Origin of the sequence: Streptomyces sp. RK62, assembly GCF_018070255.1 — a bacterium.
Taxonomy (GTDB): Bacteria; Actinomycetota; Actinomycetes; order Streptomycetales; family Streptomycetaceae; genus Streptomyces; species Streptomyces nigra.
Map to the genome: position 1 here is coordinate 1 of NZ_JAGPYD010000014.1, position 25,443 is coordinate 25,443.

Annotated in this window: 14 protein-coding genes, 1 tRNA gene and 1 rRNA gene; 12 read left to right on the forward strand and 4 right to left on the reverse strand. The window is 71.3% G+C overall.

Features of this window, described 5'->3' with window-relative positions; translation table 11 throughout:
* The first annotated feature begins 10 nt into the window (after positions 1–10).
* The 3 genes from rrf (at position 11) to KBY32_RS25745 (ending at position 1,054) form a co-directional block, all read left to right on the forward strand.
* Positions 11–127: ribosomal RNA gene (gene rrf / locus KBY32_RS25735) — 5S ribosomal RNA — on the forward strand.
* Positions 128–240: 113 nt separating this feature from the next.
* Complete coding sequence (locus KBY32_RS25740) at positions 241–903, forward strand: DegT/DnrJ/EryC1/StrS family aminotransferase (RefSeq protein WP_210981930.1); 663 nt, start codon at positions 241–243, stop codon at positions 901–903.
* A 75-nt stretch (positions 904–978) separates the two neighbouring features.
* Positions 979–1,054 (forward strand) — tRNA-Thr (locus KBY32_RS25745).
* Positions 1,055–1,112: 58 nt separating this feature from the next.
* Here the strand turns inward: KBY32_RS25745 and KBY32_RS25750 are convergent.
* On the reverse strand, positions 1,113–3,857 hold the full coding sequence (locus KBY32_RS25750) for a SpoIIE family protein phosphatase (RefSeq protein ID WP_115509277.1): 2,745 nt from the start codon (positions 3,855–3,857) through the stop codon (positions 1,113–1,115).
* A 377-nt stretch (positions 3,858–4,234) separates the two neighbouring features.
* Here KBY32_RS25750 and KBY32_RS25755 point away from each other — a divergent pair, with 377 nt between their 5' ends.
* The 9 genes from KBY32_RS25755 (at position 4,235) to KBY32_RS25795 (ending at position 18,574) form a co-directional block, all read left to right on the forward strand.
* The gene (locus KBY32_RS25755; protein ID WP_210981807.1) at positions 4,235–9,709 is read left to right on the forward strand and encodes a HAMP domain-containing protein; all 5,475 of its coding nucleotides are present in this window, start codon (positions 4,235–4,237) and stop codon (positions 9,707–9,709) included.
* Positions 9,710–9,953: 244 nt separating this feature from the next.
* Positions 9,954–10,637: a two-component system response regulator gene (locus tag KBY32_RS25760; protein ID WP_055622167.1), complete on the forward strand. Its 684-nt coding sequence runs from the start codon at positions 9,954–9,956 to the stop codon at positions 10,635–10,637.
* 147 nt (positions 10,638–10,784) lie between these two features.
* A complete protein-coding gene (locus KBY32_RS25765) occupies positions 10,785–13,532 on the forward strand; it encodes a DNA translocase FtsK (protein WP_247690014.1) in 2,748 nt (915 codons plus the stop codon).
* Between the two features lie 276 nt (positions 13,533–13,808).
* Positions 13,809–14,645: a RodZ domain-containing protein gene (locus KBY32_RS25770; RefSeq protein ID WP_210981809.1), complete on the forward strand. Its 837-nt coding sequence runs from the start codon at positions 13,809–13,811 to the stop codon at positions 14,643–14,645.
* A gap of 93 nt (positions 14,646–14,738) precedes the next feature.
* Positions 14,739–16,208, forward strand: coding sequence for a 30S ribosomal protein S12 methylthiotransferase RimO (gene rimO / locus KBY32_RS25775; RefSeq protein ID WP_210981810.1), 1,470 nt, complete (start codon positions 14,739–14,741; stop codon positions 16,206–16,208).
* Entirely contained in the window at positions 16,205–16,996 is a 792-nt protein-coding gene (pgsA, locus tag KBY32_RS25780; protein ID WP_115509273.1) for a CDP-diacylglycerol--glycerol-3-phosphate 3-phosphatidyltransferase, read from the forward strand. Before rimO ends, pgsA begins: the two co-directional genes overlap by 4 nt.
* A complete protein-coding gene (locus tag KBY32_RS25785; protein ID WP_210981811.1) occupies positions 16,993–17,538 on the forward strand; it encodes a CinA family protein in 546 nt (181 codons plus the stop codon). Before pgsA ends, KBY32_RS25785 begins: the two co-directional genes overlap by 4 nt.
* 109 nt (positions 17,539–17,647) lie before the next feature.
* Positions 17,648–18,028, forward strand: a complete 381-nt coding sequence (locus KBY32_RS25790; RefSeq protein WP_210981812.1) for a helix-turn-helix domain-containing protein — start codon at positions 17,648–17,650, stop codon at positions 18,026–18,028.
* Positions 18,029–18,304: 276 nt separating this feature from the next.
* Positions 18,305–18,574 (forward strand): hypothetical protein, encoded by a 270-nt coding sequence (locus KBY32_RS25795; RefSeq protein ID WP_210981813.1) that lies wholly within the window; start codon positions 18,305–18,307, stop codon positions 18,572–18,574.
* A 66-nt stretch (positions 18,575–18,640) separates the two neighbouring features.
* On the opposite strand, the gene KBY32_RS25800 is transcribed toward KBY32_RS25795, so the two are convergent.
* The 3 genes from KBY32_RS25800 to KBY32_RS25810 form a co-directional block, all read right to left on the reverse strand.
* Entirely contained in the window at positions 18,641–19,405 is a 765-nt protein-coding gene (locus tag KBY32_RS25800) for an SDR family NAD(P)-dependent oxidoreductase (protein WP_210981814.1), read from the reverse strand.
* Between the two features lie 32 nt (positions 19,406–19,437).
* Complete coding sequence (locus KBY32_RS25805) at positions 19,438–20,310, reverse strand: Fpg/Nei family DNA glycosylase (RefSeq protein WP_210981815.1); 873 nt, start codon at positions 20,308–20,310, stop codon at positions 19,438–19,440.
* Between the two features lie 106 nt (positions 20,311–20,416).
* On the reverse strand, positions 20,417–25,294 hold the full coding sequence (locus KBY32_RS25810; RefSeq protein WP_210981816.1) for an ATP-dependent helicase: 4,878 nt from the start codon (positions 25,292–25,294) through the stop codon (positions 20,417–20,419).
* Positions 25,295–25,443: the final 149 nt, after the last annotated feature.

Below are 25,443 nucleotides of genomic sequence, written 5' to 3' on the forward strand. Positions count from 1 at the left end.
TTCATAGTGTTTCGGTGGTCATAGCGTGAGGGAAACGCCCGGTTACATTCCGAACCCGGAAGCTAAGCCTTACAGCGCCGATGGTACTGCAGGGGGGACCCTGTGGGAGAGTAGGACACCGCCGAACAATTATTAGAGGGCTGGATTCGAAACTTAGGTTTCGGGTCCAGCCCTTTTTTGTTGCCCTTCATCTGGCGTTCACGTGCCGCGCGCAGCATTCAAGGCATGGGTATTGCCGCAATGCTCCGGGCCGCTGGCATAGGTGTCGGTGACGAGGTCGTCGTACCGGCCTTCGGGAACGTCGAGGTCGCCGAGGCCGTCGTACTGACGGGTGCGCTGCCGGTGTTCGCCGACATCGATCCGGTGACGTACTGCCTGGACGCCGCTGCCGTGGACGCCGTGGTCGGGCCGCGGACGGCCGCTGTCGTCGTCGTACACCGCTTCGGGCGCCTTGCAGATGTCGCGCGGTTGCGGGGAGTTGGGCAGCGGCGTGGGCTGCTGGTCCTGGAGCAAGGGGAGTCCGAGGTGCCGTACGATGAGGTCGCGCGGCGCCGGGAGCGGGCGGCTTATCTGGACGCCAAGTTGAAGGGTGTGCTGACGCCCGACGGGGGTGACGGGCACACGTATCAGCAGTATGTGGTGCGGGTGCCGGGGAACGGGCGGCCTGATCGGGACGCGTTCTCACGGGCCTTGCAGCACAAGGGAGTTGGGTGCTGGGTGCCGGTGAAGACGCCGGTGCATCGGCTGCCCGCGTACCGGCGGTGTGTAGCCCTGCCCGAGACCGAGCGGGCGGCCGACGAGACCTTGGCGCTGCCGGTCGACGTCGCCCTCACCAAGCGGGACCTGCAGCGTGTGGTGGCGGCCTGCAATGCGCTCGGTGGACTGCTTCAGCCGGCCTTCTGACGGAATTTGGGAGCACGGGCGCGTTCGGGGTACGATCTCTTTCGTTGCCGCGAGGGAAACCCCGCAAGGCAGCCGGCCCCTATAGCTCAGTCGGTAGAGCGTCTCCATGGTAAGGAGAAGGTCAACGGTTCGATTCCGTTTGGGGGCTCCACTGGAAAGGCCCCGCCCCTTCGGGCGGGGCCTTTTTCATGCCCTTCTTTCCTGCTCCCTCAGTCCTGGTGGATTCCGGGAACGCGCATCGCCAGGATCGCCATGTCGTCGGACGGGGCGTCGGAGGCGAAGCGTTCGACCGCGCGCATGATGCGGGCCGCGACCGCGCCGGCCGTCAGGCCCGTGCAGGTGGTGAGGACGTCGGCGAGGCCGTCGTCGCCCAGCATGCGGGTGCCCTCGCGGCGTTCGGTGACGCCGTCGGTGACGCACAACAGGACGTCGCCCGGGTCGAGGGTGACCGTCTGCTCGTAAAGCTCCAGGTCCTCCATGACGCCCAGGAGCGGCTGGGGTTCGGCGGCCGGTTCGACGGTGCCGTCCTGGCGCAGGCGGAGCGGGAGCGGGTGGCCGGCGCAGACCACCTTCAGCTCCGCGCTGCCGTCCTCCTGCGGCCGCATCTCGCCGTAGAGGAGGGTCAGGAAGCGGCTGCGGGCGCCCTCGTCGAGGATCGCGGAGTTCAGGCGCTCCAGTACCGCGGGGCCGCTGAGGCCCTCGCGGGCGAGCAGGCGCAGGGCGTGCCGGGCGAGGCCGGTGACCGCGGCGGCGTTGGGGCCGGTGCCGCAGACGTCGCCGATGGCGAAACCGTAGGCGCCGTCGCTGATGGGGAAGAGGTCGTAGAAGTCGCCGCCGACCTCGTTGCCCTCGCCGGCCGCGCGGTAGATGACCTCGACCTCGACGCCGTCGATCTGCGGGAGCTCCGGCGGCAGGAGGCTGCGCTGGAGGGACTGGCTGATGGCCGTGCGCTCGGAGTAGAGGCGGGCGTTGTCCAGGGCGAGGGCGGCCCGTCGGCTCAGGTCCTCGGCGAGTTCGAGGATCTCCTGGCGGAAGTGCTCGTCGGTCGGCTTGCCCAGCGTCAGCATGCCGATGACGCGGTTGCGGGCGACCAGGGGCAGGACCACCGTCTCGCCGCCGACGGCGGAGGCCGTGGCGAGGGTCGGGCCGATGCCCGCGCTGACGCGGCCGACGGGTTCGCCGAGGCCGAGGCTGCGCATGGACGTGCGCAGGGCGGCCTGGTGCGCCGACTCGGCGGGGGCGGACCAGACGCGGGCGCCGGGGGTGGGCACCGGGTCCGGCGGGGGGATCTTCGACAGCAACGACTTGATGCCGTCGATGAGTTCCTCGTCCTCGTGCAGGACGTACGACAGGTACGGCTCGGAAGCCTGGTCGGCGATCGTGTAGACCGCGCACCAGGTGGCGAGGGTCGGGACCGTCATCTGGGCCATGAGCGCCAAGGTCTGGTCGCGGTCCAGGGTGCCGGCGAGCAGGTCGGACGCCTCGACGAGGAAGCTGAGGGAGCCTCTGCGCAGGCGTTCGAGCTCGCCGAGGCGTGCGGACTCGACGGCCAGGGCGATGCGGTCGGCGGCGAACTGGAGACGCAGGGCCTCCTCGTTGGAGTAGCGGCCGGGTGCCTCCGCGGCGACGCCGAGGGAGCCGGTGAGGCGGCCCTCGACCTTGAGGGGGACCGTGACGACGGAGCGCATGCCGGTGCCGCGCAGCAGGGGGACGGCGCCGGGCACCATCGTGAGGTCCTCGTGGACGGCGGGCATCCGGGCGGAGCCGTAGCGGCCGGGGCCGGCCTCGACCGGGACGCGGGCGAAGCGCTGACGGGCGGAGGGCAGGCCGGTGGAGGCGCGGACCTCCAGTTCCGTCTCGTCGTCGGTGGCGAGCAGCAGGAAGGCGGAGTCGCCGTCGAGCATGTCGCGGGCGCGCTCCACGGTGCGCTGGAGGAGGCCGTCGAGGTCGTCCGGGGCGGGGGAGCCGATGAACACCTCGAACGGGTCGGTGCTCGAGGACTCGGAGGCGGCGTCGCCGGCCGGCATGCGCAGGGGCGTCTGGAGGACGGCACGCTCGTGGTTGCGGACCAGGAGGCAGACCGTGGAGGGCTCGCCTTCGGCGTCGCGGACGCGGAGGTGGGAGGCGTACACGGGGGTGACGCGGCCGTCGGCGCCCCTTATGCCGTAGCTGCCCTCCCAGCGGGAGAGCTGGAGGGCCTCGGCGATGCCGGTGCTGGTGCCCGGGGTGTGCGGCCAGGCCGCGAAGTCGGTGAGGGGCTTGCCGACGACCTGCTCGGCCGCGTAGCCGAAGAGGTCCTCGGCGTCCTCGTTCCACGAGGAGATGGCGCCGGTGCGGTCGATCTGGACCACGGCGACGCGGACGCGGCCGTCGGCGAGCGGGAGGAGGTCGAGGGGGAGCGACGGTCCGGCGGCGCGGGTGCCGACGGGGCGCTCGGGCAGGTCGAGCTGGAACCAGACCTGCTTGTGCGTGGGGGAGTAGTCGACGCCCCAGTGGCCGGCGAGCGCCGCGCACAGCTGGAGGCCGCGGCCTCCCTCGCGGTCGGGGCTGCCCATGTTGACGGGGGAGCCCTGGAGCGGGATCTCGCGCTCCGGGTAGCGGTCGGCCACCTCGATCCGTACGCCGTCCTCACTGCGCAGGCACAGGACGTCCGCCGAGGTGCCCGCGTGGACGACGGCGTTGGTCACCAGTTCGCTGGTGAGGACCACGGCGTCGTCGACGATGTCGGCGAAGCCCCAGCCCTGGAGGGTGTCGCGGACGAAGGAGCGGGCGCTCGCGACGGACCGCCCGACAGGCTCGAAGCTGGCTGCCGCGCGCGCGGTGATCACAGAACTCCTCGTCGGGTCGTCGACGTGCAGGGCTTCGCGGCGGGCCGGGCCGTGCCGCTGGTGCGGCATCTGTCCGCCCGTCGGCCCGTCCGGGGTCGGTGCCCCCGGAATCAGTCCGGTGGTCATGTCCGGCTGCCCCTCCGTTGCCCGCTCGTGCTCCTCCTGCCACCGCCCAGGCCGGACGGACCGGCGCGGCTGGACAGCCGCATGCAAGGTTACTTACCTTCGCGGTCCCTGCGGATGCCGGTCTGCAGTGTTTCCGTCCGGAGGGTGTGCGGACGATGTGCGAAGCTGCCGAACTGTTATGGCCGGGTTCAGCCGGGGTGAAACACTGGGCAGGCTTCTGATGAAGGTCCGGGCAGGCCGAGTGCGAGGCGCGTCCGGTGGGCAGCAGCCCGTGGGCGGCCCGGTCGGTCCGGGCGGGCCACCCGGTGGACAACGGGTACGCGGAAGCAGCAGCACCGAGCACGACAGTGATGGTCGACCCCTGCGGGAGGGACACAGTGGAGTCTGGCGCAGCGACGCGGGGCACTAAGACGCGCGCGAAAGGCGGACAGTCCCTGAGGAACGAACGCAAGAGCCACGGCGGCACCACCGCCGTGGACACGGCGGCCCTGAACCGCCTGCTGGCGGCCTTGGTGTCGATGCGCGACGGGAACTTCCGCAAGCGGCTCACGGTGTCCGGCGACGGCGTTATGTCGGAGATCGCGGCCGTCTTCAACGAGGTGGCCGACCGGAACCTCCACCTCACGGGTGAGCTGGCGCGGGTGCGCCGGATGGTCGGCCGCGAGGGCAAGCTGACCGAGCGGCTGGAGACCGGGGCCTGTGAGGGCTCCTGGGCGGCCGCGATCGACAACTCGAACGCCCTGGTGGACGACCTGGTCAGGCCGGTCTCCGAGGTCGGGCGGGTGCTGTCGGCGGTGGCCGAGGGTGATCTGTCGCCGCGGATGGAGCTGCGGACGCAGACGCCGGACGGCACGGGGCATCCGCTGCGGGGCGAGTTCCTGAAGGTCGGCCGTACCGTCAACAATCTGGTCGACCAGCTGTCGACGTTCACCGACGAGGTCACGCGTGTGGCCAGCGAGGTGGGCACGGAGGGCAAGCTCGGCGGGCAGGCGCGGGTGCGGGGCATGTCCGGGTCCTGGAAGGACCTGACGGACTCCGTGAACACCATGGCGTACCGGCTGACCGCGCAGGTGCGGGACATCGCGCTGGTGACGACGGCGGTGGCCAAGGGCGATCTGTCGCGCAAGGTCACGGTGCATGTGGCCGGCGAGATGCTGGAGCTGAAGAACACCGTCAACACGATGGTGGACCAGCTGTCGTCGTTCTCGTCCGAGGTGACGCGCGTCGCCCGCGAGGTGGGCACCGAGGGTGAGCTCGGCGGGCAGGCGCAGGTGCCCGGTGTGGCGGGTGTGTGGAAGGACCTCACCGATTCGGTGAACCTGATGGCCGGGAACCTGACGGCCCAGGTGCGGGGTATCTCACAGGTGACGACGGCGGTCGCCAACGGTGATCTGTCGCAGAAGGTGACGGTGTCGGCGCGGGGCGAGGTCGCCCAGCTCGCGGACACGATCAACCAGATGACCGAGACGCTGCGGATCTTCGCGGACGAGGTCACGCGCGTGGCCAACGAGGTCGGCGCGGAGGGGCAGCTCGGCGGTCAGGCGAATGTGCCGGGCGCGGCCGGCACGTGGAAGGACCTGACGGACTCCGTCAACACGGTGTTCCGGAATTTGACCATTCAGGTGAGGGACATCGCGGCCGTCACGACCGCGGTGGCCAGTGGTGACCTCTCGCAGAAGGTCACGGTCGACGTGGCCGGCGAGATGCTGGAGCTGAAGAACACCGTCAACGGGATGGTGGACCAGCTGTCGTCGTTCGGCAGCGAGGTGACGAGGGTCGCCCGTGAGGTCGGTGTCGAGGGTGAGCTGGGCGGCCAGGCGCAGGTGCCGGGGGCCGCGGGGACGTGGAAGGACCTGACGGACTCCGTCAACACGGCGTTCCGCAACCTCACCGGACAGGTGAGGAACATCGCGCAGGTGACGACGGCGGTCGCCAACGGTGATCTGTCGCAGAAGGTCACGGTGGACGTCTCCGGTGAGATGCTCCAGCTGAAGAACACCGTGAACACGATGGTGGACCAGCTGTCGTCGTTCGCCGACCAGGTGACGCGGATGGCCCGTGACGTGGGTACGGAGGGCCGCCTCGGCGGTCAGGCCGTCGTACCGGGGGTGTCGGGCACCTGGAAGGAGCTCACGGACTCCGTCAACTTCATGGCCGGGAATCTGACGTCGCAGGTGCGGCAGATCGCCCAGGTGACGACGGCGGTGGCGCGCGGTGACCTCTCGCAGAAGATCGACGTCGACGCGCGCGGCGAGATCCTGGAGCTGAAGAACACCATCAACACGATGGTCGACCAGCTCTCCGGCTTCGCCGACCAGGTGACCCGGGTGGCCCGTGAGGTGGGCACCGAGGGCCGGCTGGGCGGTCAGGCGCAGGTGCCCGGTGTCGCCGGTGTGTGGCGGGACCTCACGGACTCCGTGAACGGCATGGCCGGCAACCTGACGGCCCAGGTGCGCAACATCGCGCAGGTCGCGACGGCGGTGGCGCGCGGTGACCTCTCGCAGAAGATCACCGTGGACGCGCGCGGGGAGATCCTCGAGCTGAAGAACACGCTGAACACGATGGTGGACCAGCTGTCGTCGTTCGCGGAGGAGGTCACCAGGGTCGCCCGCGAGGTGGGCACCGAGGGCGAGCTGGGCGGTCAGGCCGAGGTGCAGGGTGTCTCCGGCACCTGGAAGGACCTCACGCAGTCCGTGAACTTCATGGCGAACAACCTGACGATCCAGGTGCGCCAGATCGCCGAGGTGACGACGGCGGTCGCCAAGGGCGATCTGTCGAAGAAGATCACTGTCGACGCCAAGGGCGAGATCCTCGAACTGGTGACGACGGTGAACACGATGGTGGACCAGCTGTCGTCCTTCGCCGAGCAGGTGACCCGGGTCGCCCGTGAGGTGGGCACCGAGGGCATCCTGGGCGGCCAGGCGCACGTCCCGGGTGTCACGGGCATCTGGAAGGACCTCAGCGGCAATGTGAACCTGATGGCGAAGAACCTCACCATGCAGGTGCGGAACATCTCGCAGGTCGCGGCCGCCGTCGCCAACGGTGATCTGACGCGGACGGTGACGATCGAGGCGCGCGGCGAGGTCGCGCAGCTCGCGGACACCTTCAACACGATGGTGAAGACGCTGAGTTCGTTCGCCGACCAGGTCACCAAGGTGGCCCGTGAGGTGGGCACGGACGGCATCCTGGGCGGGCAGGCGCACGTCCCGGGCGTGGCCGGCACCTGGAAGGACCTCACCGAGTCCGTGAACCAGATGGCGTCGAACCTGACCGGTCAGGTCCGCAACATCGCCATGGTTACGACCGCCATCGCCAAGGGCGATCTGACGAAGAAGATCGACATCGACGCCCGGGGCGAGATCCTGGAGCTGAAGACCACGATCAACACGATGGTCGACCAGCTGTCGTCGTTCGCCGAGGAGGTCACCCGCGTCGCCCGCGAGGTGGGCACGGAGGGGCAGCTCGGCGGCCAGGCACGCGTGCGTGACGTGGACGGCACCTGGCGGGACCTCACCGAGTCCGTGAACGAGATGGCCGGGAACCTGACCCGGCAGGTGCGCGCCATCGCGCGCGTGGCGACCGCGGTGACCCGCGGCGACCTGAACCTGAAGATCGACGTCGACGCGTCCGGCGAGATCCAGGAGCTGCAGGACTACATCAACAAGATGATCGCCAACCTGCGCGACACCACGATCGCCAACAAGGAGCAGGACTGGCTCAAGGGCAACCTCGCCCGGATCTCGGCGCTGATGCAGGGCCGCCGGGACCTGGAGGACGTGGCCTCGCTGATCATGAGCGAGCTGACGCCGGTGGTGTCCGCGCAGCACGGCGCGTTCTTCCTGGCGATGCCCCTGGTGGACGGCAAGGACATCAGCGCCGAGGCCGAGGACCAGTACGAGCTACGGATGCTGGGGTCGTACGCCTACTCGATGGGGTCCATGCCGACGTCGTTCCGGCCGGGCGAGGGGCTGATCGGGACGGCCGCCCTGGAGAAGCGCACGATCCTGGTGGAGAACGCGCCCAGCGGCTATCTGAAGATCTCCTCCGGGCTCGGCGAGGCGCCGCCCGCGCAGGTGATCGTGCTGCCGGTGCTGTTCGAGGGCAAGGTGCTCGGTGTGATCGAGCTGGCCTCGTTCACACCGTTCACGCAGATCCAGAAGGACTTCCTCAACCAGATCGCCGAGATGATCGCGACGAGCGTCAACACCATCTCGGTCAACACCAAGACCGAGGTGCTGCTGCGGCAGTCGCAGGAGCTGACCGAGCAACTGCGGGAGCGGTCGGAGGAGTTGGAGAACCGGCAGAAGGCCCTCCAGGCGTCCAACGCCGAACTGGAGGAGAAGGCCGAGCTGCTGGCCCAGCAGAACCGGGACATCGAGGTGAAGAACACCGAGATCGAGGAGGCGCGGCAGGTCCTGGAGGAGCGCGCCGAGCAGCTCGCGGTGTCGATGCGCTACAAGAGCGAGTTCCTCGCCAACATGTCGCACGAGCTGCGTACGCCGCTCAACTCGCTGCTGATCCTGGCGAAGCTGCTCGCCGACAACGCCGAGGGGAACCTCTCGCCGAAGCAGGTCGAGTTCGCGGAGACGATCCACGGGGCCGGTTCCGACCTGCTCCAGCTGATCAACGACATCCTGGACCTGTCGAAGGTCGAGGCGGGCAAGATGGACGTCTCGCCGACGCGGATCGCGCTCGTCCAGCTCGTCGACTACGTGGAGGCGACGTTCCGGCCGCTGACCGCGGAGAAGGGCCTGGACCTGTCCGTACGGGTGTCGCCGGAGCTGCCGGCGACGCTGCACACGGACGAGCAGCGGCTGCTGCAGGTGCTGCGGAACCTGCTGTCGAACGCGGTGAAGTTCACCGACTCCGGGTCGGTCGAGCTGGTCATCCGGCCCGCGGGCTCGGATGTGCCGCCGTCGATCCGGGAGCAGCTGCTGGAGGCGGGGTCGCTGGCCGAGGCCGACGCCCCGCTGATCGCGTTCTCGGTGACCGACACCGGTATCGGGATCGCGGCGAGCAAGATGCGGGTGATCTTCGAGGCGTTCAAGCAGGCCGACGGCACCACGAGCCGCAAGTACGGCGGTACGGGTCTGGGACTGTCGATCTCGCGGGAGATCGCCCAGCTGCTCGGCGGGGAGATCCACGCGCAGAGCGAACCGGGCCGCGGCTCGACGTTCACGCTGTATTTGCCTCTGCACCCCAGCGAACTGCCTCCGCAGGGGTATCAGCAGCAGCTGCCGCCACTGGACCCGGGTGACCTGGTGGCGTCGGCGGCCGATCTGTCGGAGCTGTCCGACGCCGAGATCGAGACGCCGGCCGAGGTGCGGTCGTACCGGGAGACCCAGAACGGCGCCGCGGCGCTCTTCCGGCGTCGGCGCCGGGCGGCGGAGCTGGAGCAGCGGCCGACGCAGCCGGAGCTGCGGCCGGCGGTCGCCGAGGAGGGCCCGTCGGCCCGGTCGCGCCGGGGCATCCGCTTCGGCGGGGAGAAGGTCCTGATCGTCGACGACGACATCCGCAACGTCTTCGCGCTGACCAGCGTGCTGGAGCAGCACGGGCTGTCGGTGCTGTACGCGGAGAACGGCCGGGAGGGCATCGAGGTCCTGGAGCAGCACGACGACGTGGCCGTCGTCCTGATGGACATCATGATGCCCGAGATGGACGGGTACGCGACGACCACGGCGATCCGGCGGATGCCGCAGTTCGCCGGGCTGCCGATCATCGCGCTCACCGCGAAGGCCATGAAGGGCGACCGGGAGAAGGCGATCGAGTCGGGCGCCTCGGACTACGTGACCAAGCCGGTGGACCCCGATCATCTGCTCACGGTGATGAACCAGTGGATGAGGGAGCAGTGACAGGAACGAACCAGGGTGCCGTGGATTTGTTGACTCAGGGTGCTCGAAGCTGTGTAGAAGTGCGGGATTCGGGGAACCTTCTGGTCTCCCGCTACGTTTCTGCTACGTGCACAGTGACATCGCGGTGACAGGGTGTGGCGACAGGCGGGGTGCGGCTACCATGACCGGCACGAGGGCGGGCGGCGTAAGGGAGCCGTCCCCTGGGGCGGAGCCCGGTGCACTGCCGGGGCGAGGAGGGCGGGCCATGGTGCAGAAGGCCAAGATCCTCCTGGTCGATGACCGGCCGGAGAATCTGCTGGCGCTGGAGGCGATCCTCTCTGCGCTCGATCAGACCCTGGTGCGGGCATCGTCCGGGGAGGAAGCGCTCAAAGCACTGCTGACGGACGACTTCGCGGTCATTCTGCTGGACGTCCAGATGCCGGGAATGGACGGTTTCGAAACCGCGGCGCACATCAAGCGACGGGAACGGACCCGGGACATCCCGATCATCTTCCTCACCGCGATCAACCACGGTCCGCACCACACCTTCCGTGGATACGCGGCGGGCGCGGTGGACTACATCTCGAAGCCGTTCGACCCGTGGGTGCTGCGGGCGAAGGTCTCGGTGTTCGTCGAGCTCTACATGAAGAACTGCCAGCTGCGCGAGCAGGCGGCACTCCTGCGACTGCAGTTGGAGGGCGGCGGCGGCAAGGCCGCCGGTGCCGAGTCCAAGGAGCCCGCCGGGCTGCTCGCCGAGCTGTCCGCGCGTCTGGCCGCCGTCGAGGAGCAGGCCGAGGCGCTCTCGAAGCAACTCGACGACGACTCGGCCGACGCGGCCGCGGTGGCCACCGCGGCCCATCTCGAACGCAAACTCACGGGACTGCGGCGGGCGCTGGACGCGTTGGAGCCGGGCGCCGGCAGCGCGTCGTCGGTGTCGTCGCAGAACTGACCGCGAGACGGGCCCCGTTGGTGTCCGGTGGCACTATGTCCCGATGTGTGAGCCGGCGTCAGTTCACCGCCTCCGCACGGGCGACACGAACGGGTGAAGCAGTGGGCACACGTGTCCACTGTCTCCTCCACCGGTAACCTCACCTCCATGGCCTCACGTTCCTCCGCAGCCAAGAAGCCGCCCGCGAAGAAGGCGGCCGCTTCGGCGAAGGCTCCGGCGAAGAAGGCCGCCGCCAGGAAAGCCCCCGCGAAGAAGGCGCCGGCGAAGAAGGCCGCGGCCAGGAAAGCCGCGCCCCCGCCCAAGCCGGCGCCCAGCCCCACCGGGGGCGTGTACCGGCTCGTGCGCGCCGTCTGGCTCGGGCTCGCGCATGCCGTCGGCGCGGTGTTCCGCGGCATAGGGCAGGGCGCGAAGAACCTCGACCCCGCCCACCGCAAGGACGGCGTCGCCCTGCTGCTGCTCGGCCTCTCCCTGATCGTCGCCGCCGGGACCTGGTCCAATCTGCGCGGCCCCGTCGGGGACCTCGTCGAGATCATCGTGACCGGCGCCTTCGGCCGGCTCGACCTGCTGGTGCCGATCCTGCTCGCGGTCGTCGCCGTGCGGTTCATCCGGCACCCCGAGAAGCCCGAGGCCAACGGCCGGATCGTCATCGGCCTATCCGCGCTCCTCATCGGCGTGCTCGGGCAGGTCCACATCGCCGTCGGATCGCCGGCCCGCAGCGCCGGCATGCAGGCCATAAGGGACGCCGGCGGGCTCATCGGCTGGGGCGCGGCGACACCGCTGACGTACACCATGGGCGACGTCCTCGCCGTCCCGCTGCTCGTGCTGCTCACGATCTTCGGCCTGCTGGTGGTCACGGCGACGCCCGTCAACGCGATCCCGCAGCGGCTGCGGCTGCTCGGGGTGAAGCTGGGGCTGCTGCCCGACCCGGAGGACGACGAGGACTTCACCGAGGACGACGAGCGCTACGACGAGCAGTGGCGCGAGGCGCTGCCCGCCGCGCGCGGGCGCAAGCGGGGCCGGGCCCGGGAGCCGTACGACCCCGAGGACGCCGAGCAGGAGGCCCTCTCGCGGCGCCGCGGGCGTCCCAGGCGCTCCGCGGTGCCCCAGCCCGAGATGGACCGTCCCATGGACGCCGTGGACGTCGCCGCCGCCGCGGCGGCCGCGCTCGACGGCGCCGTGATGCACGGGATGCCGCCCTCGCCGATCGTCGCCGACCTCACCCAGGGCGTCAGCGTGGGTGACCGCGAGGAGACCACGCCCGTGCCGACGCCGGTCCCGGCGGCGCGGCCCCAGCAGGACCGGCTGCCCAAGCCGAAGGCCGCCGATCTCACCAAGAGCGAGGTCCCCGACCTCACCAAGGCCGTGTCCGTCCCCGACGAGGTGCGTGATCTGCCCCCGCGCGCGGAGCAGCTGCAGCTGTCCGGCGACATCACCTACGCGCTGCCGTCGCTCGACCTGCTCGAACGCGGCGGCCCCGGCAAGTCGCGCAGCGCCGCGAACGACGCCGTCGTCGCGTCGCTCACCACCGTCTTCACCGAGTTCAAGGTCGACGCCCGTGTCACCGGCTTCACGCGCGGGCCGACGGTCACGCGCTACGAGGTCGAGCTGGGCCCGGCCGTCAAGGTCGAGCGCATCACCGCGCTGACAAAGAACATCGCGTACGCCGTCGCCAGCCCGGACGTGCGGATCATCAGCCCGATCCCCGGCAAGTCGGCGGTCGGCATCGAGATCCCCAACACCGACCGCGAGATGGTCAACCTCGGTGACGTGCTGCGGCTCGCGGCCGCCGCCGAGGACGACCACCCGATGCTGGTCGCGCTCGGCAAGGACGTCGAGGGCGGCTACGTGATGGCCAACCTTGCGAAAATGCCGCACGTCCTGGTCGCCGGAGCCACCGGTTCCGGCAAGTCCTCGTGCATCAACTGTCTGATCACGTCGATCATGGTCCGCGCGACCCCCGAGGACGTCCGCATGGTCCTCGTCGACCCCAAGCGCGTCGAGCTGACCGCGTACGAGGGCATCCCGCACCTGATCACGCCGATCATCACCAACCCGAAGCGGGCCGCCGAGGCGCTGCAGTGGGTCGTCCGCGAGATGGACCTGCGGTACGACGACCTGGCGGCGTACGGCTACCGGCACATCGACGACTTCAACGAGGCCGTCCGCGCCGGCAAGGTGAAGGCCCCGGAGGGCAGCGAGCGCGAGCTGCAGCCCTACCCGTATCTGCTGGTCATCGTGGACGAGCTCGCCGACCTGATGATGGTCGCGCCGCGGGACGTGGAGGACGCCATCGTCCGCATCACGCAGCTCGCGCGCGCGGCCGGCATCCACCTGGTGCTCGCCACGCAGCGGCCGTCCGTCGACGTCGTCACCGGTCTGATCAAGGCGAACGTGCCCTCGCGGCTCGCCTTCGCCACGTCCTCCCTCGCCGACTCCCGCGTGATCCTCGACCAGCCGGGCGCCGAGAAGCTCATCGGCAAGGGCGACGGCCTGTTCCTGCCGATGGGCGCGAACAAGCCGACCCGTATGCAGGGCGCCTTCGTGACCGAGGAGGAGGTCGCGGCGGTCGTCCGGCACTGCAAGGACCAGATGGCACCCGTCTTCCGGGACGACGTGGTCGTCGGGACCAAGCAGAAGAAGGAGATCGACGAGGAGATCGGCGACGACCTCGACCTGCTGTGCCAGGCGGCGGAACTCGTGGTGTCCACGCAGTTCGGCTCGACGTCCATGCTCCAGCGCAAGCTGCGGGTCGGGTTCGCCAAGGCGGGGCGCCTGATGGACCTCATGGAGTCGCGGGGCATTGTGGGCCCGAGCGAGGGGTCGAAGGCGCGTGACGTCCTCGTGAAGGCCGACGAGCTGGACGGCGTGCTCGCGGTGATCCGCGGGGAGGCTTGAATGTGTCCCCCACGGGAAAGCGAACCCTTGGCGGGGAGCGGGTCGGGTAGGCGATGAGTCGATGCCTGATCGTGACTCACCCGTAGGGGATCATTGAGCAACCGTTTCCCTTCGGCGTACGTCAAGTTGAGCGAAACGACAAACTCTTGGCCGCCATCGGCGTGTCGGGCCCTACCGATGGCGTACAAAGTCCCACCGCCCGCTTGCCTCACCCTTTTGTCGCCCCCCTAGACTGAACCTCCAGCACAGGTGGCTCAACGCTCGAAAGGCGCCCCCGTGTCCATCGGCAACTCCCCTGAAGACGAGCGTCCGTTCGACGACGAGTCCGACGACTCCCGACCCTCGATCGGCCATGCCCTGCGGCAGGCCCGTCTCGACGCCGGGTTGACCGTCGACGACGTCAGTACCGCCACCCGGGTCCGCATCGCCATCGTGCAGGCCATCGAGGCGGACAACTTCGCCCCCTGTGGTGGCGACGTGTACGCCCGTGGCCACATCCGGACCCTGGCCAAGGCCGTCCACCTCGATCCCGCCCCGCTGCTCGCCCAGTACGACGCCTCCCACGGCGGGCGCCCCGCGCCGACCCCGGCGGCCCCCCTGTTCGAGGCGGAGCGCATCCGTCCGGAGCGGCGTGGGCCGAACTGGACCGCGGCCATGGTCGCCGCGATCGTCGCCGTGATCGGGTTCGTCGGCTTCACCGCCTTCAAGGGGGAGGACGAGGGCGGCAAGACCCCCGTCGCCGAGGGCGGCTCCACGCCGTCGGCCGACAAGGGCACCCCGACGCCCAAGACCGACAAGCCGAAGGACACCAAGCCCGAGCCGTCCGACAGCGCCATCGCCGCCGTCCCGCAGGACAAGGTGACCGTGCAGGTCAGCGCCGCGGACGGACGCAGCTGGGTCGCCGCCAAGGACCACAACGGCCGGCTGCTCTTCGACGGCCTGCTCAAGCAGGGCGCCACCAAGACCTTCCAGGACAGCGAGAAGATCAACCTGGTCCTCGGCGACGCCGGCGCGATCGACCTGTACGTCAACGGCAAGAAGATCGAGGACGACTGGCAGCCGGGCGCCGTGGAGCGCCTGACCTACACGAAGGGCGACCCGCAGGCCGGCTAGGTCGGACCGGCGGGAGCGCCGCGGACGGGGGCGGCCGGGATCGGCCAACCCCGTCGACGTGGGCTGTCACTGAGACAAAGTAGTCTTGAGCCCATGCCTGAACGCCGTACCGTCGCACTGGTCACTCTTGGCTGCGCCCGCAACGAGGTGGACTCGGAGGAGCTCGCAGGCCGCTTGGAGGCGGACGGCTGGGACCTCGTGGAGGACGCCGCCGACGCGGACGTCGCCGTCGTCAACACCTGCGGCTTCGTCGACGCCGCCAAGAAGGACTCCGTCGACGCCCTCCTGGAGGCCAACGATCTCAAGGGCCACGGGAGAACCCAGGCCGTCGTGGCGGTGGGCTGCATGGCCGAGCGGTACGGCAAGGACCTCGCCGAGGCCCTTCCCGAGGCCGACGGCGTGCTTGGCTTCGACGACTACGCCGACATCTCCGACCGCCTGCAGACCATCCTGTCCGGCGGCATCCACGCCGCCCACACCCCGCGCGACCGGCGCAAGCTGCTGCCGATCAGCCCGGCCGAGCGGCAGGAGTCCGCGGCCGGTGTCGCACTGCCCGGACACGCCCCCGTCGACCTTCCGGACGGGCTCGCCCCGGCCTCCGGGCCGCGCGCGCCCCTGCGCCGCCGCCTCGACGGCGCCCCCGTCGCCTCGGTGAAGCTCGCATCCGGCTGCGACCGGCGCTGCTCCTTCTGCGCCATCCCGTCCTTCCGCGGCTCCTTCATCTCGCGCCGCCCGAGCGACGTGCTGAACGAGACGCGGTGGCTCGCCGAGCAGGGCGTCAAGGAGATCATGCTGGTCTCCGAGAACAACACCTCGTACGGCAAGGACCTCGGTGACATCCGTCTGCTGGAGTCCCTGCTGCCCGAGCTCGCCGAGGTCGACGGCCTCGAGCGGGTCCGCGTCAGCTATCTGCAGCCGGCCGAGATGCGGCCCGGTCTGATCGACGTCCTCACGTCGACGCCGAAGGTCGCCCCCTACTTCGACCTCTCCTTCCAGCACTCCGCGCCCGACGTGCTGCGCGCGATGCGCCGCTTCGGCGACACCGACCGCTTCCTGGAGCTGCTGGACACCATCCGCGCCAAGGCGCCCCAGGCCGGTGTGCGCTCCAACTTCATCGTGGGCTTCCCCGGCGAGACCGAGGCCGACCTCGCCGAGCTGGAGCGCTTCCTGAACGGCGCCCGGCTCGACGCGATCGGCGTCTTCGGCTACTCCGACGAGGAGGGCACCGAGGCCGCCGGCTACGACCGCAAGCTGCCCGAGGACGTCGTCGCCGAGCGGCTGGCCCGGGTGTCCCGGCTGGCCGAGGAGCTGGTCTCGCAGCGCGCCGAGGACCGTCTCGGCGAGACCGTGCATGTGCTGGTCGAGTCCATCGACGAGGACGGCGTGTACGGGCGGGGCGCGCACCAGGCGCCGGAGACGGACGGCCAGGTGCTGCTCACGAGCGGCGCGGGCCTGAGCATCGGTCGTATGGTCGAGGCGAAGGTGGTCGGCACCGAAGGCGTCGACCTGGTGGCCGAACCTCTCGACGGCGCGTTGTCGTGTAGTGAGGAGGCGGGCAGATGACCGGAGTTCCGGCGTCCGCCGCGGGCGGCCCCTCCCCGGCGGGTGCGACGGGCAAGGTGAGCGCGGTGGGTACGACGGGGAAGGCGAACCCGACGGGTGCGTCCAAGGCCGGTGCGGCCCGGCCCGCGGGTGCCGACCAGGGTGCCGAGGGCGACGCCCGGCCCGTGCGCGGTGGCAAGATCGCGGCCGCGGCCGTCAACCAGGCCAGCGTCTGGAACATCGCCAATCTGCTGACCATGCTCCGGCTGCTCCTGGTGCCGGCGTTCGTCATGCTGATGCTGGCCGACGGCGGTTACGACCCCGCCTGGCGCTCGTTCGCCTGGGCCGCCTTCGCCATCGCCATGATCACCGACCTGTTCGACGGGCATCTCGCGCGGGCGTACGACCTGGTCACCGACTTCGGCAAGATCGCGGATCCCATCGCCGACAAGGCGATCATGGGGGCGGCCCTCATCTGCCTGTCCGCCCTCGGCGACCTGCCCTGGTGGGTCACGGGTGTGATCCTCGGCCGGGAACTCGGGATCACCCTGCTGCGTTTCATCGTCATCCGGTACGGCGTCATCCCGGCGAGCCGCGGCGGCAAGCTGAAGACGCTCACGCAGGGCGTGGCCGTCGGCATGTACATCCTGGCGCTGACGGGCTGGCTGGCGACGCTGCGCTGGTGGGTGATGGCCGCCGCCGTCGTGCTGACGGTGGTGACCGGGCTGGACTATGTGAGACAGGCCATTGTGCTGCGGCGGCAGGGAATCGCGGAGCGCAGGGCAGCGTTGGAGGAGACCGAAGCGTGAACTCTCGCGCCGAGGACGTCGTGCGACTACTCACGGTGAAGGGCGAGACCCTTGCCGTCGCCGAGTCGCTGACCGGCGGCCTGGTCGCGGCGGACATCACCGGCGTTCCGGGAGCGTCGAAGGTCTTCCGCGGATCGGTGACGGCCTACGCCACCGAGCTCAAGCACCGGCTGCTCGGCGTGGACGCCACGTTGCTGGAGCAGCGCGGAGCGGTGGATCCGCAGGTCGCTGCCCAGATGGCGGCCGGTGTGCGCAAGGCGCTGGGAGCCGACTGGGGCATCGCCACGACCGGTGTGGCCGGGCCGGACCCGCAGGACGGACAGCCCGTGGGCACCGTCTTCGTGGCCGTCGACGGGCCGGTCCGCCCGGATTCCGGTTCCGCCGGTGGCGGAAAAGTGGAGGCCCTGCGGTTGAACGGCGGCCGGGCGGAAATTCGTATGGAGAGTGTACGGAGCGTGCTCGCACTGCTTCTGAGGGAGCTGGCGGGCGAAGACAGTGGGAATGAGCGGGCACAGGATACGGAACGGAACGGGGGGTTTTGATGTTTGCAGCCCTGAGTGAACACGACATCGCTCCCCGCACGGCCGCGGCGCAAGGCGGTACGGTGGGGCGAGAAGGATGCGGCTACGCGGTCCGAGGAGGGAGCCACCGATGATTCTGCTCCGTCGCCTGCTGGGTGACGTGCTGCGTCGGCAGCGCCAGCGCCAGGGCCGTACTCTGCGCGAAGTCTCCTCGTCCGCCCGAGTCTCACTCGGCTATCTCTCCGAGGTGGAGCGGGGGCAGAAGGAGGCTTCCTCCGAGCTGCTCGCCGCGATCTGCGACGCGCTGGACGTACGGATGTCCGAGCTCATGCGGGAAGTGAGCGATGAGCTCGCCCTCGCCGAGCTGGCCCAGTCTGCTGCGGCCACCCCCAACGAGCCTGTACCCACGTCGGTGCGTCCGATGCTGGGTTCCGTATCGGTGACCGGTGTGCCACCGGAACGGGTGACCATCAAGGCGCCGTCCGAAGCGGTCGACGTCGTCGCCGCGTGACGGTGCCACCCGTGCGTGTGAACTGACCATGCGCTAGGTGTGTGTGAGGCCCCGGCCAGGGCTCCTCCAGTCGGATCTGGAGAGTGCGGGTCGGGGTTTCGTGCTGTCCGGGCTCCCGTGAGCCGTCGGGGTGCGCTTGCCGAGGTGCTCCGCGCCGGTCAGGGTGGATGTGTGACGGCGCATGACGCGCGGTGACCAGGTCGCCGGCGCCGTGCGCTCGGGCCGTCGGTGTGCCTCTGTCGGGGCTGGATCCGGCGCCGGGCTGGAGGTGAGCGCATGGCACGGCCCATGGCGCGCTGGGGGGTGGCCCTCGCGGGCGGGGCGCTGTGGTGGTGGGCCGTCGTGCGGCTCGTGTGCGCGCCGGGCGCGGGAGCGCTGGAGGCGGCCGTCGCCGCCGGCGGCTGGGGGCTGAGCCTGCTGCCGGTGCACTGCGAGTCGAAGGAGCAGGCGGACGGGACCGTGGATGCGCGGCAGTGGGTGCGGGCTTGGCGGGCGGGGAGGGTGGGGCGGCGCGCGGGGTCTGCGGGGCCTGTGGAGAGGGCGTAGGGCGTGTGAGGGAGGCGTACGGGGGTGCGCGGGGCGCGGCGCAATGCGAGGTGCGCGGGGTGTGCGCTACCACGGCATCGCTACGCCGCCGTTCGGGCGCAGGATCTGTCCCGTGGTGAACGACGAGGCGTCGGACGCCAGATGGAGCGCCGTGTGGGCGACGTCCTCCGGTTCGCCGACCCGGCCCAGCGGTGACATACGGGCCATGGACGACTCCGTCCGCGCCTGTACGGCGTCGTCGTGCCGTTCGGTCATCGGGGTGCGGATCCAGCCCGGAGCGACCGCGTTCACACGGATGCCGTGCGGGCCCAGCTCCGTCGCGAGGGTCCTCGTCAGCTGGACCACCGCCGCCTTGGCGACGCCGTAGCAGAGCAGGCCGGGTGCTCCGGTGTCCACGGCGCCCGAGGCCATCGTGACGATGCTGCCGGCGATCCGCCGGTCGAGCATGGCGCGGGCCGCCTCCTGACAGGCGTACAGAACGCCCTTGAAGTTGACGCTCAGCACGCGGTCCAGGTCCTCGTCACGGGTCTCCAGGACGGGGCTGCTGTGCATGATCCCCGCGATCGCGGCCATCACGTCCAGCCGTTCGCAAGAGGCGACGGCCTGGTGGAGGGCAGTGCGGTCCGTGACGTCGAGGTGATGGGTGCGGGCGATGCCCCCGTCGGCTTTGATCAGGTCCGCCGTCTCGTGCAGGCCCTTTGCGTCGCGGTCGGCGCAGTGCACGGTGGCGCCTGCTTGCGCGAGCAGGACGGCCGAGGCGCGGCCGATGCCTCCTGCGGCGCCGGTGACGAAGGCGGTGCGTCCGGTGAGGTCGTACGCCGTGACGGGCATGAGGGGACCGTAGGGGCGTTTCTGACGGGCCGTCAACTGCTTGGGCGGGCCTGGTCTCCAAGGCGGGTCGTGCCGGTAGGAGCGGGGCCCGCCTGGCAGTTGGGGCACCAGTACGTGGGGCGTTCGCGGGAGCCGTCGCCCTGCTGCGCCACGCGGATCCGGGTGCCGCAGCGCGTGCAGGGGCGTCTCGCGCGGCCGTACACGAAGAGGTCCTGGCCGCGCAGGCCCGTGGTCTTGCGGACCGGGCGGTCGCGGTTGGCCTCCAGGAGCTTCTTGGTGAGCAGGGGCAGTTGGGCGGTGTGCTCGGCGGGGAGCGCGCCGACCGGCAGCCAGGGGGTGACGCGCAGCAGGAAGCAGATCTCGCTCTTGTAGACGTTGCCGACGCCGGCGAGATTGCGCTGGTCCAGCAGGGCCTCGCCGAGCGCGCGGTCGGGGTCGGCGAGCAGGTTGGCCAGGGCGCGGTCCGGGTCCCAGTCGGGGCCCAGGAGGTCGGGGCCGAGGTGCCCGACCACGGTGTCCTCCTCCGTGGTGCGCAGGACCTCCAGGACGGGGAGGCGGTACCCGACGGCCGTACGGGCCGGGCGCGCCTCGGGGGCGGACGCGGCCGGGTCGGGGGTGGTGGTCAGGACGGCTCGGATCTGGTGGACGGGGCCGCCCGTCCAGCGCTGTTCGTCGGCGAAGATCCGCCAGGAGCCCTCCATGCCGAGGTGCGAGTGGATCGTGACCCCGCCCTCGACCCGGGTGAGGAGGTGCTTGCCTCGGGCGGTGACGTCCAGGACGGTACGGCCCGCCAGGTCGACCAGGGCGAACTTCGGCACCCGGAAGTCGCTCAGGGCCAGCACACGGCCCGCGAGGGCGGTGTGGAGCCGCTTCGCGGATTGCCAGACCGTGTCACCTTCGGGCATGTCTCAAGGGTGACATGAGGGGGCGGGGAGCTCGGCGGTGAGCTGGGGCGGGGGAGAGGGCGGGGTCAGGCACGGAGGCGGAGTCTTCCTGGGGGCACGGCTGGGCTCAGGCACGGAGGCGGAGGCCTCTCGGGGTCGCGATGAAGCCCGCCGCCTCCAGGAGCGTGCCCACGGGGGACGTCAGGGCCTGTTCGCCGTTCACCCGCTCCACCGTGACCGTGCCGAGCGAACCCGCCTGGGCGGCGGTCGCCAGGGCTTCGGCGGCGGCCCGCAGACGGGGGTCGTCGGCGGGCTCGGTGTCCGGGGAGGACGGCCAGGCGAGCAGGGTCTTACCACCGCGCTCCATGTAGAGGGTGAGCTCACCGTCCACGAGGACCACGAGGGAGCCCGCCTTGCGGCCCGGCTTGTGCCCGGCGCCGGTGGGCGGCTCGGGCCAGGGGAGGGCGGCGCCGTACGCGTTCGCCGGGTCGGCGGCGGCGAGGACGACGGCCCGGCTGCCCGGGGCGGGGCGGTTGCGGCGGGCCGGAGCGCCGTTCTGCCACGGGCCGCCGGGCGGGCGGCGGTTGTCGGCCGCGCGGTCCAGGGGTGAGACGTACTCGTCCGGCTTGAGCCGGTCCAGGTGCGCGTCGAGGAAGTCGTGGTCGAGGTCGGGGATGTCGTAGGACAGGGCGCCGTCCGTGTCCCCCGGGGTGCCGCCGGAGCCGTCCGTGCCCGGGGTGGGCGGGCCGGGCAGGTCCTCGCCGCGGTCGCGGGCGTTGGACACCGCGCGCAGCCGGTCCACCGCGCCGTCCATCGCGAACTGCGCGGCGCCCAGCCCCTCCACGACATAGCCGCGGCGGGCCTGGCCGCTCTCCTCGAAGGCGGCCAGGACGCGGTACGTCGCCGAGAAGCCGCCCTCGACGCCCTCGGCGGCGACCGCGCCACGCGTCACCACGCCGTGCCGGTCCAGGAGGGTGCGGGCCAGGGCGTGCGCCCGCACGGTCGCATCCGGTTCGGGCTCCGGCAGCAGGGACCAGCGGCCGGCGACGGTCGGCGGGCCGGTGCGGGACGCGGTGCGGGCGGCGGCGGTCAGTGAGCCGTAACGGCCGCGCGGGACGGTGCGCTTGGCGCGATGGGCCGTGGACCCGGCGGTGCGGCCCGAGCCCAGCAGGGAGCGCAGAGGCGCGAGCGTGTCGTTCGTCAGCCGGCCCGACCAGGCCAGGTCCCAGAGGGCGTCGGCGAGCTGCGGATCCGTGGCCTCCGGGTGGGTGGTGGCGCGGATCTGGTCGGCGATCTGACGGAAGAACAGGCCGTAGCCGCCGGACAGGGTGTCCAGAATCGACTGGTGGAGCGCCGTCAGCTCCAGGGGATGGGGCTGCGGCAGCAGCAGCGGGGCCGTGTCCGCCATGTAGAGGGAGACCCAGCCGTCCTTGCCCGGCAGTGAGCCCGCCCCGGCCCATACGACCTCGCCGGCGGCGGTGAGTTCGTCGAGCATGGCGGGCTGGTAGCCGGCGACCCGGGACGGCAGGACGAGCTTCTCCAGCGCTGACGCGGGCACGGACGCGCCCTGCAACTGCTCGATGGCGCGGACCAGTCCGTCGATACCGCGCAGGCCGTGCCCCTTGCCGATGTGCTGCCACTGCGGCAGGAACTGGGCGAGGGCGCCCGGCGGCACCGGCTCCAGCTCATGCCGGAGCGCCGCGAGGGAGCGGCGGCGCAACCGGCGCAGCACCGTGGCGTCGCACCACTCCTGACCGATGCCGGCCGGATGGAACTCCCCCTGCACCACACGCCCGCTCGCGGCCAGCCGCTGCAGCGCGCCGTCGGTGATCGCCACGCCCAGGCCGAACCGGGCCGCCGCCGTGGCCGATGTGAACGGGCCGTGGGTGCGGGCGTAGCGCGCGAGGAGGTCGCCGAGCGGATCCTTGACCGGCTCGGTGAAGGCCTCCGGGACGCCGACGGGCAGGGCCGTGCCCAGCGCGTCGCGCAGCCGGCCCGCGTCCTCGATCGCCGCCCAGTGGTCGGCGCCGCCGATCCGCACCTTGATGGCCCTGCGGGCGCCGGCCAGCTCCTGCGCCCAGGCCGGCTCCGCGCCCCGCTCGGCCAGCTCGGCGTCCGTGAGCGGTCCGAGGAGGCGCAGGAGGTCCGCGACGCCCTCGACGTCCTTGATCCGGCGGTCCTCGGTGAGCCACTGCAGCTCGCGCTCCAGCTCGGTCAGCACCTCGGCGTCCAGCAGCTCGCGCAGCTCCGCCTGTCCGAGCAGCTCGGCCAGCAGCCGTGAGTCGAGCGACAGGGCGGCGGCGCGGCGCTCGGCGAGCGGCGAGTCCCCCTCGTAGAGGAACTGGGCGACGTACCCGAAGAGGAGGGAGCGGGCGAAGGGGGACGGCTCGGGGGTCGTGACCTCGACCAGCCGCACCTTGCGGGCCTCCAGGTCGCCCATCAGCTCCACGAGCCCGGGGACGTCGAAGACGTCCTGGAGGCACTCGCGGACGGCCTCCAGGACGATCGGGAACGAACCGAACTCGCTCGCCACCTCCAGCAGTTGCGCGGCGCGCTGACGCTGCTGCCACAGGGGGGTGCGCCTGCCGGGGTTGCGGCGCGGCAGCAGCAGGGCGCGCGCCGCGCACTCGCGGAAGCGGGACGCGAACAGCGCCGAGCCGCCCACCTGGTCGGTGACGACCTGGTCGACGTCGCCCTTGTCGAAGACGACGTCCGCCGCACCCACCGGCGCCTGGTCGGAGTCGTACTCCCGCCCGGCCTTCCCGGGCTCCTGGTCCAGGAGGTCCAGGCCCATCAGGTCGGCGTCCGGCAGCCGCAGCACGATGCCGTCGTCGGCGTGCATGACCTGCGCGTCCATGCCGTAGCGCTCGGACAGCTTCGCGCCGAGGGCCAGGGCCCAGGGGGCGTGGACCTGCGCGCCGAACGGGGAGTGCACGACCACACGCCAGTCGCCCAGCTCGTCACGGAAACGCTCGACGACGATCGTGCGGTCGTCGGGGATGTGACCGCACGCCTCGCGCTGCTCGTCCAGGTACGACAGCACGTTGTCCGCGGCCCAGGCGTCCAGGCCGGCGGTGACCAGGCGCAGCCGGGCGTCCTCCTTGGACAGCGAACCGACCTCGCGCAGGAACGCGCCCACCGCGCGGCCCAGCTCCAGCGGGCGGCCCAGCTGGTCGCCCTTCCAGAACGGCAGCCGGCCCGGCACGCCCGGAGCGGGGGAGACCAGGACGCGGTCCCGTGTGATGTCCTCGATCCGCCACGAGCTGGTGCCGAGCGTGAAGACGTCGCCGACACGGGACTCGTAGACCATCTCCTCGTCCAGCTCGCCGACCCGGCCGCCGCCCTTCTTCGGGTCGGACCCGGCGAGGAACACCCCGAACAGGCCCCGGTCGGGGATGGTGCCGCCGGAGGTGACGGCGAGGCGCTGGGCGCCAGGACGGCCGGTGATGGTGCCGGCGACCCGGTCCCACACCACCCGCGGGCGCAGCTCCGCGAAGGCGTCGGACGGATAGCGGCCCGCGAGCATGTCGAGGACCGCCGTGAACGCCGACTCGGGCAACGACGCGAAGGGGGCGGCCCGGCGGACCAGCGCGAGGAGGTCGTCGACCTGCCAGGTGTCCATGGCCGTCATGGCGACCAGTTGCTGCGCGAGGACGTCCAGCGGGTTCGCCGGGACGCGCAGGGACTCGATGGCGCCGGTGCGCATGCGCTCGGTGACCACGGCGGCCTGGACGAGGTCGCCCCGGTACTTCGGGAAGACCACGCCGGTGGAGACGGCACCGACCTGGTGCCCCGCGCGGCCCACGCGCTGCAGGCCGGAGGCCACGGACGGCGGCGACTCGACCTGGACGACGAGGTCCACCGCGCCCATGTCGATGCCCAGCTCGAGGCTGGAAGTGGCGACGACCGCGGGCAGACGGCCCGCCTTGAGGTCCTCCTCCACCAGGGCGCGCTGCTCCTTGGAGACCGAGCCGTGGTGCGCGCGGGCGATGACCGCGGGCGCGCCATGGGCGGCGCCGGAGCCGCCCATCAGCTCCGCCGGGGAGTGGTGCTCGTCCAGGGTCTCGCCGGTGGCCCGCTCGTAGGCGATCTCGTTCAGGCGGTTGCACAGGCGCTCCGCGAGCCGGCGGGAGTTGGCGAAGACGATCGTGGAGCGGTGCGACTGGACGAGGTCGGTGATCCGCTCCTCGACATGCGGCCAGATCGAGGGGCGCTCCTTGCCCTCGGAGCCGTCGGCCACCGGGGAGCCGCCCAGCTCGCCCAGGTCCTCGACGGGGACGACGACCGACAGGTCGAACTCCTTGCCCGACGCCGGCTGGACGATCTCCACCTTGCGCTGCGGGGAGAGATAGCGCGCGATCTCGTCGACGGGGCGGACGGTCGCGGACAGGCCGATCCGCCGCGCCGGCTTCGGCAGGAGCTCGTCCAGGCGCTCCAGGCTGAGCGCGAGATGGGCGCCGCGCTTGGTGCCGGCCACGGCGTGCACCTCGTCCAGGATCACCGTGTCGATGCCGGTCAGCGCGTCACGGGCCGCCGACGTCAGCATGAGGAACAGGGACTCGGGCGTGGTGATCAGGATGTCCGGGGGCCGGGTCGACAGGGCCCGCCGCTCGGCAGCCGGGGTGTCGCCGGAGCGGATGCCGACCTTGATCTCCGGCTCGGGCAGGCCGAGGCGGACGGACTCCTGGCGGATGCCGGTCAGCGGGCTGCGCAGATTGCGCTCCACGTCGACGGCGAGGGCCTTCAGCGGTGAGACGTACAGGACCCGGCAGCGCTTCTTCGGATCGGCCGGAGGGGGAGTGGAGGCCAGCTGGTCCAGGGCGGCGAGGAACGCGGCCAGGGTCTTGCCGGAACCGGTGGGGGCCACGACCAGCACGTCCGAGCCCTCGTGGATGGCCTGCCACGCGCCCGCCTGCGCCGCGGTGGGCGCGGAGAAGGCACCCGTGAACCAGCCACGGGTCGCGGGGGAGAAGCCGTCGAGGGCTCGCTGCGGATCGCTGACCATGCATCCATCCTGCACCCGGGCACTGACAATACGCCTGACCTGGGCGAACGCCGCCGAGCCGGGACCGCGGGCGGTCCGTTTTGTCCCACGGGCGTGCGGGGCGGAGGGTGCGTCGGCCGGGGTGCGGGCGAGGGAGCACCGCAGGTCAC